Annotated in this window: 16 protein-coding genes; 8 read left to right on the top strand and 8 right to left on the bottom strand. The window is 62.0% G+C overall.

Annotated features, from left to right (window positions below):
• Window positions 1–192 precede the first annotated feature (192 nt).
• From sciP to HME9302_RS11400, 6 genes are all read left to right on the top strand, one after another.
• Complete coding sequence (gene sciP / locus HME9302_RS11425; protein ID WP_115367116.1) at window positions 193–492, top strand: CtrA inhibitor SciP; 300 nt, start codon at window positions 193–195, stop codon at window positions 490–492.
• 205 nt (window positions 493–697) lie between these two features.
• Window positions 698–964: a GlsB/YeaQ/YmgE family stress response membrane protein gene (locus HME9302_RS11420; protein ID WP_115367115.1), complete on the top strand. Its 267-nt coding sequence runs from the start codon at window positions 698–700 to the stop codon at window positions 962–964.
• A gap of 251 nt (window positions 965–1215) precedes the next feature.
• Window positions 1216–2448, top strand: a complete 1233-nt coding sequence (locus tag HME9302_RS11415) for an efflux RND transporter periplasmic adaptor subunit (RefSeq protein WP_230079984.1) — start codon at window positions 1216–1218, stop codon at window positions 2446–2448.
• Window positions 2449–2459: 11 nt separating this feature from the next.
• The gene (locus HME9302_RS11410; RefSeq protein ID WP_115367114.1) at window positions 2460–5954 is read left to right on the top strand and encodes an efflux RND transporter permease subunit; all 3495 of its coding nucleotides are present in this window, start codon (window positions 2460–2462) and stop codon (window positions 5952–5954) included.
• Between the two features lie 218 nt (window positions 5955–6172).
• A complete protein-coding gene (locus HME9302_RS11405) occupies window positions 6173–7384 on the top strand; it encodes a DUF445 domain-containing protein (protein WP_115367713.1) in 1212 nt (403 codons plus the stop codon).
• A gap of 108 nt (window positions 7385–7492) precedes the next feature.
• Entirely contained in the window at window positions 7493–8179 is a 687-nt protein-coding gene (locus HME9302_RS11400) for a hypothetical protein (RefSeq protein WP_147270816.1), read from the top strand.
• 42 nt (window positions 8180–8221) lie between these two features.
• On the opposite strand, the gene HME9302_RS11395 is transcribed toward HME9302_RS11400, so the two are convergent.
• From HME9302_RS11395 to sucC, 3 genes are all read right to left on the bottom strand, one after another.
• The gene (locus HME9302_RS11395) at window positions 8222–9154 is read right to left on the bottom strand and encodes an electron transfer flavoprotein subunit alpha/FixB family protein (protein ID WP_115367112.1); all 933 of its coding nucleotides are present in this window, start codon (window positions 9152–9154) and stop codon (window positions 8222–8224) included.
• Window positions 9155–9227: 73 nt separating this feature from the next.
• Window positions 9228–9974 carry an electron transfer flavoprotein subunit beta/FixA family protein gene (locus HME9302_RS11390; RefSeq protein WP_115367111.1) on the bottom strand — a complete coding sequence of 249 codons (747 nt, stop codon included), beginning with the start codon at window positions 9972–9974 and terminating at the stop codon, window positions 9228–9230.
• Window positions 9975–10160: 186 nt separating this feature from the next.
• A complete protein-coding gene (sucC, locus tag HME9302_RS11385) occupies window positions 10161–11360 on the bottom strand; it encodes an ADP-forming succinate--CoA ligase subunit beta (RefSeq protein ID WP_115367110.1) in 1200 nt (399 codons plus the stop codon).
• Between the two features lie 106 nt (window positions 11361–11466).
• Between sucC and HME9302_RS11380 the strand changes: the two genes are divergently transcribed.
• The gene (locus HME9302_RS11380) at window positions 11467–12243 is read left to right on the top strand and encodes a 3'(2'),5'-bisphosphate nucleotidase CysQ (RefSeq protein WP_115367712.1); all 777 of its coding nucleotides are present in this window, start codon (window positions 11467–11469) and stop codon (window positions 12241–12243) included.
• A gap of 84 nt (window positions 12244–12327) precedes the next feature.
• On the opposite strand, the gene HME9302_RS11375 is transcribed toward HME9302_RS11380, so the two are convergent.
• Window positions 12328–13023 carry a YiaD family glycine zipper/OmpA-like lipoprotein gene (locus HME9302_RS11375; protein WP_115367109.1) on the bottom strand — a complete coding sequence of 232 codons (696 nt, stop codon included), beginning with the start codon at window positions 13021–13023 and terminating at the stop codon, window positions 12328–12330.
• Between the two features lie 179 nt (window positions 13024–13202).
• On the opposite strand from HME9302_RS11375, the gene HME9302_RS11370 reads away from it, so the two are divergent.
• Entirely contained in the window at window positions 13203–14501 is a 1299-nt protein-coding gene (locus tag HME9302_RS11370) for a hemolysin family protein (RefSeq protein ID WP_115367108.1), read from the top strand.
• Window positions 14502–14771: 270 nt separating this feature from the next.
• Here HME9302_RS11370 and HME9302_RS11365 read toward each other — a convergent pair whose 3' ends face one another.
• From HME9302_RS11365 to HME9302_RS11350, 4 genes are read right to left on the bottom strand one after another with little or no spacing between them, the layout of a single operon-like run.
• Window positions 14772–15185 carry a DUF3035 domain-containing protein gene (locus HME9302_RS11365; protein WP_115367107.1) on the bottom strand — a complete coding sequence of 138 codons (414 nt, stop codon included), beginning with the start codon at window positions 15183–15185 and terminating at the stop codon, window positions 14772–14774.
• On the bottom strand, window positions 15178–15720 hold the full coding sequence (lspA, locus tag HME9302_RS11360; protein ID WP_115367106.1) for a signal peptidase II: 543 nt from the start codon (window positions 15718–15720) through the stop codon (window positions 15178–15180). Before lspA ends, HME9302_RS11365 begins: the two co-directional genes overlap by 8 nt.
• Window positions 15717–18707: an isoleucine--tRNA ligase gene (gene ileS, locus HME9302_RS11355; protein ID WP_115367105.1), complete on the bottom strand. Its 2991-nt coding sequence runs from the start codon at window positions 18705–18707 to the stop codon at window positions 15717–15719. The genes lspA and ileS overlap by 4 nt, the downstream gene beginning before the upstream one ends.
• 40 nt (window positions 18708–18747) lie before the next feature.
• Entirely contained in the window at window positions 18748–19482 is a 735-nt protein-coding gene (locus HME9302_RS11350) for an EcsC family protein (RefSeq protein WP_115367104.1), read from the bottom strand.
• Window positions 19483–19491 lie beyond the last annotated feature (9 nt).

Genomic DNA, 19491 nt, shown 5'->3' with positions numbered 1-19491 from the left:
AATGAGGGGAAGTTTCGCTGCGATGCAGGTCGGCGCGTTGTGCACAGCGGCTGATCAGCCACGCGGGCTTCAGGACAATCACGCGGATGATAAAGCTGGTATTAACCCTGATATTTCAGGCGATGGCAAACCCTGTTGGCATAATAACGTGCCAGCCGCGCGGGATGCGGCGTCAGGCGGACGAGAGACACGATGATCGAGAACCAAAAAATTCGTCCGGCCGAAGTTATCGGTCCCTTAGGGGAGCCGCTGACGCTGGACGACCTGCCATCGCCCAAAACGCGCCGCTGGGTGGTACGCCGCAAGGCTGAAGTGGTCGCGGCCGTCAATGGCGGCTTGCTGACCATCGACGAGGTTCTGGAACGCTACGGCCTGACGCTGGAGGAGTTCGCGTCCTGGCAGCGGGCGGTCGACCGGTCCGGAATGCAGGGCCTGCGCGTCACGCGTATCCAGCATTACCGCGATCTCTACGAACGCCAGCTCAAATACTGATTAGCGATACCGAAGACGAGGATCTGAAAAGCTCGTCGATACGATCACGCCTGCCAGACTAAAGCACGGCGCGGATTAGGTGTTTTCCGCAAGCCTTGCTAACCTTCCGGCGGTTTCCGGCAAAAATGCGGGGAACCCCTTGGCTATACCGCACGTTGTGATGCGGTACGGCCCGGATAAGGGTCTTAACAGGAGGTTTTAAGTTATGGGCTGGATTATCGCAATTATCGTTGGTGGTGTCGCGGGCTGGTTGGCAAGCCTGGTCATGAACCGTGATGCCTCGATGGGCATTTTCTGGAATATCGTGGTCGGCATTATCGGTTCGATCCTTGGCAACGTCATCGCCAACGCAGCATTTGGTCTTGGCGGGTCGATCCAGGAATTCAGCCTGACCGGTCTGATCATCGCCATCGTTGGCGCGATCGTATTGCTCGGCATCGTGAACCTCGTCCAGCGTGGGCGCGTTCGCTGAACTATTTATAGTCGTCCGGCTTCTTTAGCCGGAAATAAAACGATGGGGCGGGAATGGCACAGGCTGTTCTCGCCCTTTTTTCGTCTGCTATTGACCTAATAACCGATCGCTACCCATCCGGTAGCGAAAAGCCGTCCGTCGGATGGATACGCGCCCTATCGAGCGGCACGTTGTGATATTGTGCGGTGCAGTGTAGAGCGTGGTTCCGAATTTCGCGCGTCCGGAACGCCCGGCCATGAGGCATCGAAACCATGAATTACGAGAGCCCGCTCGAACCGCATGACGAGCCTGGCAACAGCCGCAATCCAGCTCGTCAGGGTCTGGATGCAGTACCCATGCGTGATGCCGATGGCGTGCTGCAGGATGACCGTGTCGGCGGGCCGCGCAAGCGCCGCACCGGGATGATCGTTCTGATTGCCATCGGGCTGGCGCTCGCTGCACTCGCGGCGTTCCTGATTTTGCGGGGAGGCGAGGCGACTGAAGAAACCGCAGCCCAGCTACCGCTCGTCACCGTCAGCGCACCGGGTGCAGGAACGGTCGAGGGCATGATCGAAACTACCGGGACCTTGTCTGCCCGCCGTGAATTGCCGGTCGGGATTGCGGGTGAAGGCGGCCGGGTCGTCTCGGTGCCGGTTGATGCGGGCGACTGGGTGTCTCAGGGTCAGGTGCTGGCAGTGATCGATCGCTCGGTACAGAACCAGCAAGTGGCCAGCGCCGCCGCGCAGATCGACGTGGCGCAGGCCGATGCGAATTTGGCGCAGGCCAATCTCGACCGGGCGCTGAAGCTGGTCGACCGCGGCTTCATAAGCAAGGCGGATGTCGATCAGTTGAGGGCCACGCGCGACGCTGCTGTCGCGCGGGTACGCGTGGCGCGCGCACAGGTTGCCGAATTACGCGCGCGGAACGCCCGACTCAACGTCTATGCTCCCGCCGCCGGACTGGTGCTGGAACGCAGTGTGGAACCGGGGCAGATCGTCTCCGCCGGCTCGGGCGCGCTGTTTCGGATTGCGCGAGGCGGCGAAATGGAACTGATGGCCGATCTGGGCGAAGCAGACCTCGCGCGTATTTCCACCGGCGCCACCGCGCAGGTCACTCCGGTTGGCTCCGACACGATATTCGAAGGGCAGATCTGGCAGGTCGCGCCGACGATCGATGCCACCAACCGGCAGGGTACGGCGCGCATCTCGCTGCCATACTCGCCCGAATTGCGTCCCGGCGGCTTCGCCACAGCGACCATTTCCAGTGGCACAGTGGTTGCGCCGCTATTGCCCGAAAGCGCGATCCAGGCGGACGCGAAAGGCAGCTACGTCTATATCGTGGGTAGCGACAACAAGGTCGCCCGCCGCGATATCGAAACCGGTAACGTGACGGCGGATGGTATCACTGTGGCTTCCGGCCTGACAGGGCGGGAACGCGTTGTGATGAGCGCTGCCGGGTTCTTGAGCCCCGGTCAGGAAGTCAAACCCGAAACACTGAAGAAATAGGGCCGCGCGTCATGGATTTCAGCCAGATTTCCGCATGGTCCATCCGCAACCCGGTGGTACCCATCGTGCTGTTCGTGGGCCTGATGATAGCGGGCCTGATGGCCTTTTCAGGCATGAAAGTGCAGGATAACCCGGACGTCGAATTCCCGATGGTCATCGTGGGTATCAGCCAGCCCGGCGCGGCTCCGGTCGAAATCGAGAACCAGATTACCCAGCGCGTGGAATCCGCATTGCAGGGCGTGGAAGGGGTCGAAAACCTCAATTCCACGGCCAGCGAGGGGTTCACCCAGACCATGGTCGAGTTCGAGATCGGGACCGACATTGCCCAAGCCGTGAACGAGGTGAAGGCGGCAGTGGACCAAATTCGCGGCGAACTGCCCGACGGGATTCTTGAACCTCGTGTTTTCCGGGCGCAGACCAGCAGCGAACCAATCGGCTATTTCGCGGTGGTTGCGCCCAATCTGACGCTCGAACAGCTCAGCTATTTCATCGACGATACTATCACCAAGCGGCTGACCAGTATCGAAGGCATGGCCGAAGTGGGCCGAGGCGGCGGGGTGAACCGCGAAATCCTGGTCACGCTCGACCCGGGCCGGATGCAGAGCTTCGGCGTCACGGCCAGCCAGATCAACGGCGCGCTACGGCAGACGAACGTCAATGCGGCAGGCGGCGCCGTGGAAATCGCCGGTTCGCGCCAGTCCGTGCGCGTGCTGGGCAACGAGAAGACAGCTTACGATCTATCGCAGGCGCGTATTTCGCTGGGCGGCGGGCGCACGATCAAGCTGACCGACGTGGCCGACGTGTCCGACAGTTATGGCGAGATTACGCGCATCGGCAAGATCGCGGGCAAGCCGGTCGTCACTTTCAGTGTGACCCGCGCGCGCGGCGCTTCCGACGTTGCCGTGTATGACAAGACGCTGGCCGAACTGGACAAGATCGAAGCCGAGAACCCCGGTATCACCTTCACCCGGCTTTTCACTTCGGTCGATTATACAAAGGGGCAGTATGAAAGCTCGCTCGCGGCGATGATCGAAGGGGCTATTCTGGCGGTGGTGGTGGTGTTCTTCTTCCTGCGGGATTGGCGCGCGACCATCATTGCAGCACTTGCCATTCCACTTTCGGCGATACCGACCTTCTGGTTCATGGATTTGCTGGGCTTTACGCTCAACACGTTGTCACTGCTCGCACTCGGATTGGTGGCGGGTGTCCTTGTCGATGATGCCATTGTCGAGATCGAGAACATCGTGCGCCATATGCGGATGGGCAAATCCGCCTATCAGGCCAGTATCGACGCGGCGGACGAGATCGGCCTGCCGGTCGTAGCGACCACATTTTCGATCGTGGCAGTGTTCCTGCCGGTCGGCCTGATGCCTGGCGTCTCGGGACAATTCTTCAAGAATTTCGGCCTGACGGTGGTGGTATCCGTGCTGATGAGCCTCGCCGTGGCGCGCATGATAACGCCGATGGTTGCGGCCTATTTCCTCGAGGCCAAGGGCACCGGATCGCATGGTGAAGGTCCGATGATGGACCGATACGAGCGCCTGCTGCGCTGGACGCTCGACCGTAGCGGCGCAGACCGCGTTCGTGACACGTTGCAGCCTGTGCGGTCGCACTGGTGGTACTGGCCGTTGGTGTCCGTGCTGTTCACCCTGATCGGCGCCGGCGCGCTCGCCGCGTTCGGCGGGGCGCTTTACGGGCTGGGTCAGGTAGCAGGAGAAGCCACCGATATCGCGTTCTGGAAGACGCGGATGGCCGAATTGCCGGATATCGCCGGGCAATTGATCGGCTTCGTCTTCGCGTTTACTTCCATGCTGCTGGGCGTGGCGATTGCGGCGGTCGTTGGCTTCGCCGCCGGTTGGCTGCTCGCCAGCGTGGTGCGTGTGTTGGCGAAGGTATTGATGGGCAAGCAACTGGGCGGGTTCTACGCCTATCGCGCCGGCCATTTCCGCGCCCGTTTGCGCGATCATCGTAGCTGGATGATGGGGGTCGGTGGCGGGGCGCTACTTTTGACCGGCCTGGTCGCGATCAATCTGCCGACGCAGTTCTTCCCGACATTCGACAGCGATTTCAGCCGTATCCGGATCGAAATGGTGCCGGGCACGACGCTCGCCCAGACCGAACGCGTGGCGGACCGTGTGGACCGGATCGTGAACGAGCGCCCCGAAGTCGAAGCCGCGCTTCTCAGCGTGGGTGAAGGCAATGCGCGGCTGTTCATCACCTTGTCCGAAGACCGCGAAAAATCGCAACAGGAATTCGAACGGGAAGTGACGCCGCTGCTGCAAGGTATTCCGGACGCGCGCATCAGCTTCCAGGGGCAGGGTGGAGGCGGCGGTACCGGTCGGCCGATTTCGGTCATGCTGTCCGGTTCCGATCCGGAATTGCTGGAAGAAACCGCCAACACGCTGGTCACACAGATGGCCGACGTCTCGGGCGTAGTAGCCCCGCGTGTCGAAGCCGACATGCAGCGACCTGAAATCATCATCACGCCGCGCGCTGACCTTGCGGCGTCTTTGGGCGTGACAACAGCCGCGCTCAGCCAGACGATCCGCATCGCCACTATTGGCGATATTGACCAGAACGCAGCGAAGTTCTCGCTATCGGACCGGCAGGTGCCGATCCGCGTGCGGCTGCCGGTGGAGGCGCGGCGCGACCTGTCCTCCATCGCCAACCTGCCGGTACCGACCAGCAGCGGCGGCAGCGTGCCGCTGTCTCGAATTGCCGAAATCGGTTTCGGCAGCGGACCGACCGCGATCCAGCGCTACAACCAGCAACGCCGCATTTTCGTCGGTGCCGATCTCGCGCCGGGCGTGGCCCAGGGCGATGCGGTGACTGCGATCAACAAGCTGCCCATTATGCAGGACCTGCCCCCCGGCGTGACCAACGCGCCGTTTGGCGACCAGCAATGGCAGCAGGAAATGATGGACAGTTTCGAGGTCGCGCTGGGAGCGGGCGTGTTGCTGGTATTTGCCGTGCTGGTGCTGCTCTATAGGCGATTTGTGTCACCGCTGGTGAACATGGGCTCTCTCTTCCTCGCCCCACTTGGCGGGCTGATTGCGATCTGGATGATTGGCCAGCCGGTTTCCATGCCGGTATTCATCGGTGTGCTGATGCTGTTCGGTATCGTTGCCAAGAACTCCATCCTGCTGATCGATTTCGCAATCGAGGAAGTGGAACGCGGCACTCCGAAATACGAAGCTATCGTCGAGGCCGGGCGCAAACGCGCGCAGCCGATCGTGATGACCACCGTGGCCATGACCGCCGGGATGATCCCGACCGCGCTTTCACTGAGCGGCGACGGAGCGTTCCGCGCACCGATGGGCACCGTGGTGATCGGCGGGCTGATACTGTCGACGCTGCTTACGCTGCTGATCGTTCCTGCAGGCTTCAGTCTGGCCGACGGAATGGAGCGGCGGCTGGGTCCGTGGCTGCGGACGCGGTTCCTTACTTTCAAACCGGGTGACGACGATTACGAAGATCCCACGCGGTCCCCCCAGCCTGCCGAGTGACCCGCAAACCCATTCCGACCGGGGGAGCGCCGTCCGAGAGCACGCCCGGCAAAGTCACGCATGGCAAGGGCCTGCCCGGTGAGGGAACCCCGGCGGCGTCCGGGGATAGTCTGACTATGCGGGCGCGCCCTCTTATCGATGACGAACAGGTGCGGCTCGATGCCGAACGTCTGGCGGCCGCGGTGGCGCTGGCAAACCCGCCGGATACCGGTCGGCAAATGCGGATGGTAGCCACGGCGACGTTGGCGCTGATGGCTTGCATCTTCTTCGCCACACGCGGGGCGGAGGCGGTGCATCCGTTCTGGGGTTTCGTCCATGCCTTTTCCGAAGCGGCCATGGTCGGCGGGCTGGCTGACTGGTTCGCCGTGACCGCCTTGTTCCGCAAACCGCTTGGCCTGCCGATCCCGCACACCGCAATCATTCCTGAAAACAAGGATCGGATTGCCGATACAATGGCGGCGTTCCTGCAATCCAACTTCCTCATCCCGTCGGTGGTCGCGCGGCGGATGGGCGCGATGAATATCGCCGGAAACGTTGGATCGATGCTGGCCGAAGGACAGAAGGGTGCGCTGGGATCGAGAGTTGGCGCGGGCGCGGCGGAGTTGTTTGCGCAAATTCTGGAATCGCTCGATCCCGACCGGCTGGGAACTCAGGTCCGTACCGGCCTGAAGACGCAATTCGACCGGTTGGAAATCGCGCCGCTGCTTGGCCGGATGCTCGACAGCATGATGGCCGACAGGCGGCACCTTCCGCTGATCGACAGCTTCGTCAAATGGGGCGGGCTGACGCTGGAAGATAACGAACAGCTGCTGCGTGACATGATCCAGCAACGTGCCAACGCCCTGCTGCGCTTTACGGGTCTCGATGTGCGGATCGCCAATTCGGTGCTGGACGGTCTCTACCGCCTGCTTGCCGAAGTGCTGGTGGATCAGGAACACCCATTGCGGGCAAAGGCGCAGGAGGGGCTGGAACAGCTTGCCAACGACCTCCAGCATGATCCGGAGTTTCAGGCCAAGGTGGAGGGGTGGAAGCGTGAACTGCTCGACAATCCGGCGGTTGCCGAATGGTGGCAGGGTGTGTGGGAGCGGATGCGGCATGGCATGATCCGGCTGGCGCGCGAGCCCGATGCCCTGTCGAAGGGTATGGTTGGCGAGGCACTGGCAGAGGCCGGCGCGGCGCTGCGTGACGATCCGCAAATGCAGCGCCAGATCAACCGTTTCGCACGCCGTACTGCCGTCGGCGTGACTACGCGTTACGGCGAGCAGATCGTGCGGCTGGTATCGGAAACGGTCAAGCGCTGGGATGCCAGCACGATCACTTCCCGGATCGAAAATGCTGTGGGCCGCGACCTGCAATTCATCCGCATCAACGGCACGCTGGTGGGCGGTCTGGTGGGCGTTGCGATCCACACGCTGGACAAGATTCTGTAACGCAGCGGCGCTTCACTCAAGTTACGCAAAACTGCTTAGGCGCACGCTTGGCCAGCGATAACGGGGACCGCGCTATCCCGATCTTTCCATTAAGGGATGGAGATCGGGATGACGGATATTATTGCGAGCACCGCGCCGCAAATTGACCGGCTTGCGCTGGCCGTGCGTTTGGCACGTGAGGACGGCGGGTCCTCCAGCACCTTGCCAAACCATGCGGCCGAACGGCTGTTCAAGACTTTGCTGACACGGCTCCAGCCGCTCGCAAGGAAGCTCGTGCGCTGCTATGGCCTGACAGATATGGAAGACGACGCGAGGCAGGCCTGTGCGATAGGGATACATCGTGCGGTCGACAGCTACATCACCGACAAAGCGCGCTTTACCACGCACGCAACCTGGCAAATGCGCGGCGAATTGCAGAGCCTACGTCATCGAGTCCGGCTGGATGACAGGCGGGGTGGGAAGAAAGCGAGTATCCGTACCTGTTCGCTCGACGGGTCGGCTACCGAGCCTGCGATCGAAATAGTGGACGAGTCGGCCAGTCTTCGGACCGAACGCGGTGCTAGCGATATCATGGCGCAGCGCTGTCTAACGCGTCTGCTGGATAGTTACGACAACACCCGGAAGGACAGGGCCGCATCCGATATAATCCGGGCCGAACGGCAGTTGTTTCAAACACAGATTATCGGGTCACGCCGTAGTTTTATGCCTGCTTGGTCGAACGAGCAGAAACGCCAGATCGTACGCAGGATATCGCGCAACTGCGCGAAAATTGCACGGGTCGAGGCAGGCCTTTAGGTTCGCGGCAAGTGCGCGAGGAGTTTCCTGTAGTGCCGACTTTTAGAGCTTCTCGGTAAGCTCCGGCACAATTTTGTAGAGATCGCCGACGATGCCGATATCCGCGACTTGGAAGATCGGGGCGTCCTCGTCCTTGTTGATGGCGATGATGGTTTTTGAATCCTTCATGCCTGCCAGATGCTGGATCGCTCCGGAAATGCCGATCGCGATGTAGACTTCCGGTGCCACGATCTTGCCGGTCTGGCCCACCTGATAGTCGTTGGGGACATAGCCAGCATCGACTGCGGCGCGGCTAGCGCCGACGCCTGCGTCCAGCTTGTCGGCCAGCGGGATGATGACTTCCTGGAACGTTTCAGCGTCTTTCAACGCGCGGCCGCCCGATACGATGATCTTGGCGCTGGTCAGTTCGGGGCGCTCGCTCTTGGCGAGTTCCTCGCTCACGAAGCTGGAAAGGCCGTCTCCGGTTGGGCCCGACACGGCTTCCACTTCGCCCGTGCCGCCTTCCATGGCGGCCTTGTCGAAAGCTGTTCCGCGCACGGTGACGACCAACTTTTCATCGCTCGATTGCACGGTCGCGATGGCGTTGCCAGCATAGATCGGGCGGGTGAAGGTCTTGTCCCCTTCCACCGAAAGGATATCCGACACCTGCATCACGTCGAGCATGGCGGCGACGCGCGGGGCAATATTCTTGCCGTTGGTGGTGGCGGGAGCCACGAACACGTCGTGATGGCCCATCAGGTCGACGATCAACGGCGCGACATTTTCGGCCAGGCCGTTTTCGTAAGCTGGATCGTCCGCAACGTGTACCTTGCCGACACCAGCGATTTTCGCCGCCTGTTCACCGACCGCAGAGCAATTCGACCCCGCGACCAGCAGGTGCACTTCGCTGCCGATTTCGCCGGCAGCTGTCACAGCTGCCAGTGTGGCGTCGTTTACAGCGGCATTGTCATGTTCGACCCAGACGAGAGTTTTCATCGTTCAACTTCCAGTTTCTCATCCACCCGTTCGGGCGGGTTATCGTTTAGCCACGAATGATCGGACGCACTGATTATACGACGCCCAGTGATTTGAGCTTGTCTACCAACGCGTCGACATTCTCCACCTTTACACCAGCCTGACGAACCGGCGGTTCGGCGACGTGGCTGGTGGTGAGGCGCGGAGCGGTGTCGACGCCGAAGTCGGCCGGGCTCTTTGTGTCGAGCGGCTTCTTTTTGGCCTTCATGATATTGGGCAGCGACGCATAGCGCGGCTCGTTCAGGCGAAGGTCGGTAGTGACGATGGCGGGCATCGTCAGCTTGACCGTCTGCAAGCCGCCATCGACTTCGCGCTTCACCGTAACACTGTCACCATCCACTTCGACTGTGTTGGCGAAGGTGCCTTGCGGACGGCCCATAAGAGCAGCCAGCATCTGGCCCGTTTGGTTGCTGTCATCGTCGATCGCCTGCTTGCCCAGCAGGACGAGGCCAGGCTGTTCTTCGTCGGCGATGGCTTTGAGGATTTTCGCCACGGCGAGCGGTTCGACCGTGTCGTCGGTTTCCACCAGGATCGCCCGGTCCGCACCCATGGCGAGTGCGGTGCGCAACGTTTCGGCAGCTTTTGCAGGGCCGACCGATACGGCGATGATTTCTTCTGCCTTACCCGCTTCTTTCAGGCGAATGGCTTCTTCGACCGCAATCTCGTCGAACGGGTTCATGCTCATCTTCACGTTGGCCAGGTCGACGCCGGAGCCGTCCGCCTTGACGCGCGGTTTCACATTGTAATCGATTACCCGCTTGACGGGCACGATGATTTTCATGGGCGAGGACCCCTTCCTGCGATGGTCTGCGCGGCGCGACGCCGCCGAGATAAGCAATGTCTAAGCAATGATGGACGCAGGTTTGCGTTCCATGGAAGCACCCGTCAAGGGCGCGGAACTGCGGCTGGCATTGCCGTAGCGGAAGGTTGCCGGATGCGCGCAAGGCCCGCATCCGGCATGACCGAATCAGGCCGCCTTCTTCACTTCCGCGACGATTTTGCGCGCTGCATCACCCAGATCGTCAGCCGCGACGATCGGCAGGCCGGAATTGGCGAGGATTTCCTTACCCGCTTCCACATTGGTGCCTTCCAGACGAACGACAAGCGGGACGGACAGGTTCACATCCTTCGCCGCCTGCACAATGCCATCGGCGATGATGTCGCATTTCATGATGCCGCCGAAGATGTTGACGAGGATACCTTCCACTGCGGGGTCTTTCAGGATGATCTTGAACGCCGCCGTCACCTTCTCGGTCGTCGCGCCGCCGCCCACATCCAGGAAGTTGGCCGGGAACGCGCCGTTGAGCTTGATGATGTCCATCGTCGCCATGGCAAGACCTGCACCGTTGACCATACAGCCGATATTGCCGTCCAGCTTGATATAAGCGAGGTCGTATTCGCTTGCCTCGACTTCGGCCGGGTCTTCCTCAGTTTCATCGCGCAGTTCCTCCACGTCGGGGTGGCGGTAGAGCGCGTTGCCGTCGAAGCTCATCTTGGTGTCGAGCACCAGCAGCTTGCCGTCCTTCGTTTCGACCAGCGGATTGATTTCCAGCATTTCACCGTCAAGATCCATGAAAGCGGTGTAGAGTTGCTTTGCCAGCTTCTGGCACTGCTTGTTGAGATCGCCCGACAGCTTCAGTGCGAACGCCACGGCGCGGCCGTGATGCGGCATGAAACCCTGCGCCGGATCGATGGTGATCGTGGTGATCTTTTCAGGTGTGCTGTGCGCCACATCCTCGATATCCATGCCGCCTTCGGTCGATGCGACCATGGCGACCTGCCCGCTGGCCCGGTCGACCAGCATTGCGAGGTAGTATTCCTGTTCGATGTCCACGCCATCGGTCACATACAGGCGGTTCACCTGCTTGCCTTCGTCACCCGTCTGGATGGTGACCAGCGTGTTGCCGAGCATGTCTGTTGCATCGGATTTCACGTCATCAAGGCTGTGCGCCAGCCGCACGCCGCCCTTCGCATCCGGGCCCAGTTCCGTGAACTTGCCCTTGCCGCGTCCGCCGGCATGGATCTGCGATTTCACAACGTAAAGCGGGCCGGGCAGCTTTTTCGCGCCTTCGACGGCTTCTTCCACCGTTGTGGCGGGATAGCCTGCCGGAATGCCGATGCCGTATTTCGCGAGCAGATCCTTGGCCTGGTATTCGTGGATATTCATGGGGCGCCGTGGCTCCTGTCTGGATGGTGCGGAATTTGTGCCTGCCTAAGCATGGATGGGCACACTTGAAAAGTGCCGCCGGTGCGCGCACCGCAATTCGGCAACCATGATCGATGAAAAACGCCTTGTACGGATTATGCGCGAAGCAGGGCGCATCGCGCATTCGCGCTGGCCCGGTGCCGGGCATGAGGTGGAACAGTGGGAGAAATCTCCCGGCGACCCTGTGTGCGCTGCCGACCTGGAAGTGGACGCTTTCCTGAAGCGGGAGCTTGGCGCGTTGCTACCTTCTGCCGGGTGGCTTTCGGAAGAAACATCGGATGATCCGGCGCGTCTCGACAAGGGGCTGATCTGGCTGGTCGACCCGATCGACGGTACCCGCGATTTCCTGCGAGGGCGCACTGGTTGGGCCGTGTCCGCCGCGCTGATCAGTGAAAAACGTCCGCTGATCGGAATGCTGGTTGCGCCGGCTCGCAGGGAAGAATGGTCCGCCATCGCCGGGCAGGGTGCGACGCGCAATGGCAAGGTGCTGACCGCTTCGACCCGCACGGAGTTGGCAGGGGCACGTATTCCGGCCGATTCGCTGATGGAGAAGGACCGGCTGCTGACCATGGTCGACAAGCCCAACTCCATAGCGTTACGTCTGGCCATGGTGGCGGCGGACGAGGCCGATTTGCTCGCAACCCTGCGCTGGGGTTTCGAATGGGATGTCGCCGCCGCTGCTCTAATTGCTCGGGAGGCGGGTGCCGCAGTGACGGATGCGCTGGGCAACCCCTTCGGCTATAATGCGCGCGATCCGCGTGCCTTCGGCCTTCTCGCATGCGCGCCTGCGATACATGGCGCTGCAGTAAAACATCTGGCGGAACGCGCAAAGCAGCTGATCTGAGCGCCCGCTATTCAAGGGGACAACAAAAAAGACCGATCCTTCCGGACCGGTCTTTCCTGTGTCGTCAGTGAATGTAGCGTTTGCTTACATGCCCTGCGCTTGGCGAACTTCGTCCTGGCTGATCGGAACGATCTTGATTTCCACCCGGCGGTTCATCGCCCGGCCTTCTGCCGTGTCGTTGCTGGCGACGGCATAACGCTCATCTTCGCCGAAACCCTGCGACTGGATACGCGTCTGCGCAACACCGCGCGAGGTGAGGTAGTTGGCAACTGCCTGCGCACGCTGTTCGGAAAGCCTCTGGTTGAACGCGTCCGAACCTGTCGAATCGGTGTAGCCATACACGTCAATCAGGCTGTTGGGGTACTGCACCAGGCTTTCGGCAACGCGGTCCAGCGTGTTGCGGAATGTCTGATTGATGTTTGCGCTGCCAGTGGCGAAAGTAACACCATCGGGCAAGTTGACGAGAATGGCATCGCCGCCATCCACTTCGCTGACATCCACGCCGGTGCCAGCTGTGTTGGTGCGAAGTTCCTTGATCTGTTCGTCCATGCGGTAACCGACATAGCCGCCGATTGCGCCACCGGCTGCCGCGCCGATAATGCGGCCGGTCTTGTCGCCGATCAGGCCGCCAAGCAGGCCGCCGGCAAGAACGCCGCCAAGGCCGCCGATGGCGGTACGCGAAATCTTCTGTTCGCCGGTGTTGGGGTCGGTCACACAGGCCGAAGTGCCCAGCAATGCTGCGGCTGCGGTGCTGGCGACGAGAATACGTTTAATGTTCATGGGTTTGGTCCCTCTTATGTCGGGCTGCGTCATGATATGCGGCGCACGCCCATGGAGCGCGTCCACCCGCGCGCATGGTGTGTATAACCGCTTACCCAAGCGGCTGTTCCCGCAGAACTGCATTTCCTGTGGCAGACCGGGATGGTGCAGCGGGTAAACCTTGTGCTAGCACACAAACCGTGACCCCCTTTCCCTGGACAGATCTCCTCATTATCGGCGCGCTGATTCTCCTCAACGGAGTGTTCGCGATGTCGGAACTCGCCATCGTTTCGGCGCGTACCTCACGGTTGCGCTCGGCGGCGGAGCAAGGCCGGACCGGCGCTGGCGTCGCAATGTCGCTGGCGGCGGATCCGGGCAAGTTTCTCTCCACCGTGCAAATCGGCATCACGCTGGTCGGCATCATTGCCGGTGCCTACTCTGGGGCAAGTCTGGGCGGTCCGGTGGGCGAGCGGCTGGCGGCACTGGGCGTCGCGCCCGAATGGGCGGACGATGTGGGTTTCATCACCGTAATTGCGGTAACCACGTATTTCAGCCTCGTCATCGGCGAACTGGTGCCCAAACAAGTGGCTCTGCGCGCGGCAGTGCCGATCGCCGTTACCATGGCGCGTCCAATGGCGATGATCGCACGAATTGCCGCGCCTCTGGTGTGGCTGCTCGACAATTCCTCCGCCCTGATAATCCGTCTTCTGGGCGTACGTCCGGCGGGACAGACGAGCGTTACGGCGGAAGAGCTGCACATGCTGTTCGCGGAGGCCACCCGTTCCGGCGTGATCGAGGCGGAGCAATCCCAGATTCTGGCCGGCGTGGTTCGCTTGACGGAACGTCCGGTGCGCGAAATGATGACCCCTCGGACCGAGCTGGACTGGATCGACATCGCCGCCGACGAGGACGCCATCCGCGCGGCCATCGAAGCCAGCCCGCATTCGCTGTTGCCGGTGGCGGACGGCTCGCCCGATACCGTGCTGGGCGTGGTGAAGGCGCGCGAAGTGCTCGGCGCGCTGGTGGCCGGACGCAGCATCGATTTGCGCGCCCTGATGGCGAAACCGGCGATCATCCCCGACCAGCTCGATGCAATGGATGCGCTTCGCAGCCTGCAACAGTCCGAGGTGCCGATGGCGATGGTGCATGATGAATACGGCCATCTCGACGGGGTGGTGACGCCGGTCGACGTTCTGACGGCACTGGTGGGCAGTTTCGCCAGCGATGTGGATCAGGGCGATGTACCGGAAATCGTCGAGCGGGCTGACGGCTCGTTGCTGGTCTCGGGCGCGGTATCCGCCGACACGCTGGCCGACCGGCTGGGGCTGGAATATGGTCAGGACCGCGAATTCGCCACGACGGCGGGGTTCGTTTTGTCGGTGCTGAAAAAGCTGCCGGTCGAAGGCGAGCACTTTACAGAACAGAGCTGGCGCTTCGAAGTCGTGGATATGGATGGCCGCAAGATCGACAAGCTGCTGGTGAGCGAGGTTGCACCGTAGCGCGGCGGGGGAGGTTTTGTTTTTTGTTTGGGCCTCAAGCGCCGGCGGTCGCATGCGCTCCCTTACGCTTCCGGCCTACCGGCCGGCGTGCGGTCGCACGCTGGACCGCCGTGACCTGGAACCGGGTGCGAGCTAGCAGGTCTCGCGCGAGTTCCGTTTGCGACAAGCAAACCAAAGGCCAACCGGCCGCCCGAGCTTATGCGAGGAAGCCAAGCCTGCGGATGCAGGCGCCCGGCGTTTGAGGGGCCTGACCGCTAGGTCAGGCTCACATCAAGAAGGTATCACCGCCTGCGCAGTTGCCCCGTCGCCTTCGGGTGCGGCGACGATGTCCTGCGTGACGCGGCCCTTGGCGACCGTGTTGGTTTCAGGATCGCCGATCGAACTGCGGATGCCGGGCGCGGCAGTGCCGGCGCGGTCGAGAGCGCTGGTTTCAACGCCGCTGCGCGCTGCGGGGCCGCCGAACAGCACTTCGAGTGCCTGCTCGCTGGCAGTGCCTTCCGCCGGACGCGGAGCGCCGGGGGCTGGCGGCACCAGGTTGAAGTCGGGCGGTACAACCAAGGGTGCCTGCCGCTGCACGGCGAACTCGTCTGGCCGTTCGCGGTTCAGGAACCCGCCGCTGCCGCAGCCTGCCAGCATGGCGGCCGCGCCGATGATCAGGGGAAGGGTGACTTTAGCTTTACGCATGGTTTGTCTCCGCGGCATCGGGTGCCGGTTCGTCGTTTTCGCCATCCTTTTCGGACATGAAGAAGGAGCGGGCAAGGATAATCAGGACGCCGATGGTGATCGCGGCGTCCGCTACGTTGAAAATCAGGAACGGTCGGAAGGTGCCGAAATGCAGATCGGCATAGTCGATCACATAGCCAAGATCGTACCGGTCTTTGATATTGCCGAGCGCGCCGCCGAGGATCAGCGACAGGCCGATGATGTCGCCCATCACTCGCTCGCGCAGCATCCAGATGGTGACGACAACGGCGATCAGTGCAGTGACCGCGACCAGCGCCCAGCGCATTTCCATCGAAGTCGCTTCGAACAGGCCAAGCGAGATGCCGAAGTTCTGCGTCCAGCGCAGGTCGAAGAACGGGATCAGTTCGATCACGCCGCCCGGTTGGTTGCGCAGATCGAGCGGGCCGACCATCAGCCATTTGATGTATTGATCGACGGCGAAGATCGCCAGCGCGATGGCGAGCCCGATCAGGCGGCGCTTGGTCACGACGGTCATGCCGCCACTCCTGCATTGTCCAGGCTGGTAACCACATCGTCGCACCGATCGCACAGCGCGCCGTTCGCACTCACATCGGGCAACAGCCGCCAGCAGCGGCCGCATTTATGGTCGGAGGTACGGGTGACTGTCACATCTCCGCCTTGCGTGCGAGTGACTGACGCGGCGATGAACAGCTCGGCCAACATGGCATCGCTCACGCCTTCGGGAATGGCACTTTCAGGCACGGTAACGTCGGCTTCCAGGCTGGAGCGGATGGTCTTGTCGCGGCGTAAGGGCTCGATCGCCTCATTGGCGCGTTCGCGCAAGGCGCGCAGTTTCGCCCAGCGGTCGGTATCGACAGTGACCTGCGGGATATCGGGCCATTCCAGCAGATGCACGCTGCCGCCCTGTTCGCCGTCCTGCGGGTATCGGGTCTGCCAGACCTCTTCTGCGGTATAGACCAGCACCGGCGCGGCATATCGAACGAGCGCGTGGAACAGGATATCCAGCACCTGCCGGTAGGCACGCCGTTCGGGCGCGTCCGGTCCGTCGCAATAAAGCCGGTCCTTGCGGATATCGAAGAAGAACGCGCTCAGGTCCTCGTTGCAGAAATCCACCAGCAGCCGAGTGTAGGTGTTGAAATCGTAATCATCCACGGCGCGGCGCAAATTCGCGTCGAGCTGCGCCAGCAGCGACAGGATATAGACTTCCAACTCGGGAATCGGCGTCTCGTCCGACAGATCGCCCACGAACCCGTCCAGCGCGCCCAGCAGATAGCGGAACGTGTTGCGCAGTCGGCGATACTGGTCGCCCACACCTTTCAGGATTTCGTCCCCGATGCGGTGGTCTTCGGTGTAATCGACCGAAAGCGCCCACAGGCGGATGATATCGGCCCCGTATTGCTCCATCACTTTCAATGGATTGACGGTGTTACCCAGGCTCTTGGACATCTTGAAGCCCTTGGAATCCATCGTGAAACCGTGAGTCAGCACTTCGTTATAGGGCGCGCGGCCACGAGTGCCGCAGCTTTCCAGCAGGCTGGATTGGAACCAGCCGCGATGCTGGTCGCTGCCTTCCAGGTAGAGGTCGGCGGGGCTGGAAAGTTCGGGCCATTCGTCCGATTCTAGCACAAAGGCATGGGTCGATCCGCTGTCGAACCAGACATCGAGGATATCGGTGACCATCTCGTAATCGTCCGGATTGCGGTCCGGGCCGAGGAATTCCGACGCGCGGGATGCTTCCCATGCGTCCACCGTGCCTTCGGTGATGGCGGCCTGAATGCGCTGGTTCACGTCCCTGTCCACCAACAGCTCGCCCGTCTCGCGGTGGACGAACAGAGCCAGTGGCACGCCCCAAGCGCGCTGGCGGCTGATTAGCCAGTCCGGGCGGCCTTCGACCATGGAGCGCAGGCGGTTGCGCCCCTTTTCCGGAATGAAGCGCACCCGTTCGATTTCCGAAAGCGCGGTCTGGCGCAGGGACTGCGATCCATCGCGGCCTTCTTCGGACGGATCGACAGCGCCACCTTCGCTTTCCCAGCTGCGGTCTTCCGGTGATTTGGGGCAGATGTGCTCCAGCTTCTCGTCGATTGCGATGAACCATTGGGGCGTGCACCGATAAACGACCTTGGCCTTGGAGCGCCAGGAATGCGGGTAGCTGTGCGAATAATCGGCGCTGGCGGACAGCAGCGCGCCCGCATCGCGCAGATCGCTGCAGATGGGGCCGTCGGGTGCGTTGAAGGGCTTGTTGATGACCGACCGGCGCCGTTCATCATCACCGCCCAGCCACAGCCAGTCGTCGCGATAGCGGCCATCGCCCATGACCGCGAAGACCGGATCGATGCCGTTGGCCTTGCACAGGTCGAAATCGTCCTCGCCGTGGTCGGGCGACATATGGACGATGCCGGTGCCGCTGTCGGTGGTGACGAAATCGCCCGCGAGCAAAGGGCGCGGCTTGGCGTAGAACCCGCCAAGATGGTGCATCGGGTGGCGGACGATGGTTCCGGCTAGGTCGGAGCCTTTGCCGGACCACAATTCAGATACCTGCACGCTTACTTCATCGCCTGAGTTGCGCTTTAAGAACTCGTCTTGGAGGCTTTTTGCGACCAGCAAACGAAAATCCATCGACCCATTGCCGGGCGATGCCCCATTCTGCGGTGCGTAAAAACTGGCTTCGATAAGAGCGTATTCAATTTCCGGCCCGTACGCGAGCGCCTGGTTTACAGGAATCGTCCAAGGCGTCGTCGTCCAGATGACAGCGTATGCGCCGACGAGTTCCGTAATCGGCGACTCCACAATCTCGAATGCCACGTCGATCTGCGGGCTGTCGGTCAGGTCCTGATATTCGACCTCGGCGTCTGCCAGCGCGGTTTCTTCCACCGGGCTCCACATCACCGGCTTCGCGCCGCGGTAGAGCTGGCCGGTCTCGGCGAATTTGTGCAGTTCGGCGACGATCGCGCCTTCCGCTTCGGGGCGCATGGTGAGGTAGGGCTTGTCCCAGCGTCCGCCGATGCCCAGCCGTTTCAACTGGTCCCGCTGCACGTCCACCCATTTGGCGGCATAGGCGCGGCATTCGGCGCGGAATTCGTCGGCCGGCACGTCCTTCTTGTTGCGCTTCTTCTTGCGGTAGAGTTCCTCCACCTTCCATTCGATCGGCAGGCCGTGGCAATCCCAGCCCGGCACATAAGGCGCGTCCTTGCCCAGCAGCGTCTGCGTGCGGACCACCGTATCCTTCAGCACATGGTTCAGCGCGTGGCCGATATGCATGTCGCCATTGGCGTAAGGGGGGCCGTCATGCAGGATGAACTTTTCGCGGCCCTCCCGCGCGGTGCGCGTCTGGCCATACAGATCGTCCGCTTCCCACTTCGCCTGAATGACCGGCTCCTTCTGCGGCAGACCGGCCTTCATCGGGAAGCCGGTCTTCGGCAGGAAGACGGTATCCTTGTAATCGCGCGGTGCGACGGGGGTCCGATCGGGGGGAGTTTGGTCAGGGGATGGAGTATCGGCCATAGGGATGCGCCGTTACGGCATAAGCGCGCCCCGTTAAACCCTATTCTCCCTGTGCGATGCGCCGCGCCTGAAACGCGTAACGCGCCGCCTTGCTGACGTCCTGCTGGAACTGCGAATTGACGAAGCCGCCCACGGCTGACCCGATCAGCGGCACCAGCATGCCGGCGCGCCTGCGGAACGTGGCAAAGGCGATGGCGCGGCTGACGCGCTCCACGATCTGGTCCACCAGCGGTTCGATGCTCTGGGTGGCAATCGGTGTCAGGCTGCCATCGTCGGCAATATCGTTTTCCAGCATATCCAGCCGGGCCTTGCGGTCCTCTGGATCGTCCAGCGCGGCGAGTTCCAGCACTTGCAGGCGGAACACCTGTTCGCGCTTGCCATCACCCTCGTAGCCATAGGCGCGTCCGGTATCGCGGATGTTCCGCAGCGCGACTGCAATGGTGGCGGGAATATCCGCACTGGCGGTCAGCGCGCCGGCGAACCCTGCCGCTGCGCCGCTGGCGGCGTTGATGCTGCGGGCATAGCGCTCAACCTTGCGCGCCGCCTTCTGGCTGGCGGCAAAGTCAGCCTTGTCGTGATCGAAATCGAGCAATGCGGGCACGCTCATCGCGCTGTCGATGCCTTTGAGAACCCCTTCCATCAGCGACTTGGGCACCAGATTTGCCAGAGTCTTGCCGACCGGATTGGTCAACCGCTCGATCCCGCGTCCGAGGAAGGAAGGTTTGCTGTTTCTGTAAGCTTGCTGCTGGGCTTCGATGGTGTCGGGAATGGGCATGCGGGCGCT

It is taken from the genome of Alteripontixanthobacter maritimus (assembly GCF_003340475.1).
GTDB classification, from domain to species: Bacteria; Pseudomonadota; Alphaproteobacteria; order Sphingomonadales; family Sphingomonadaceae; genus Alteripontixanthobacter; species Alteripontixanthobacter maritimus.
The sequence above is the reverse complement of the archived record's forward strand: the minus strand, read 5'-3'. Positions and strand labels throughout refer to the sequence as shown.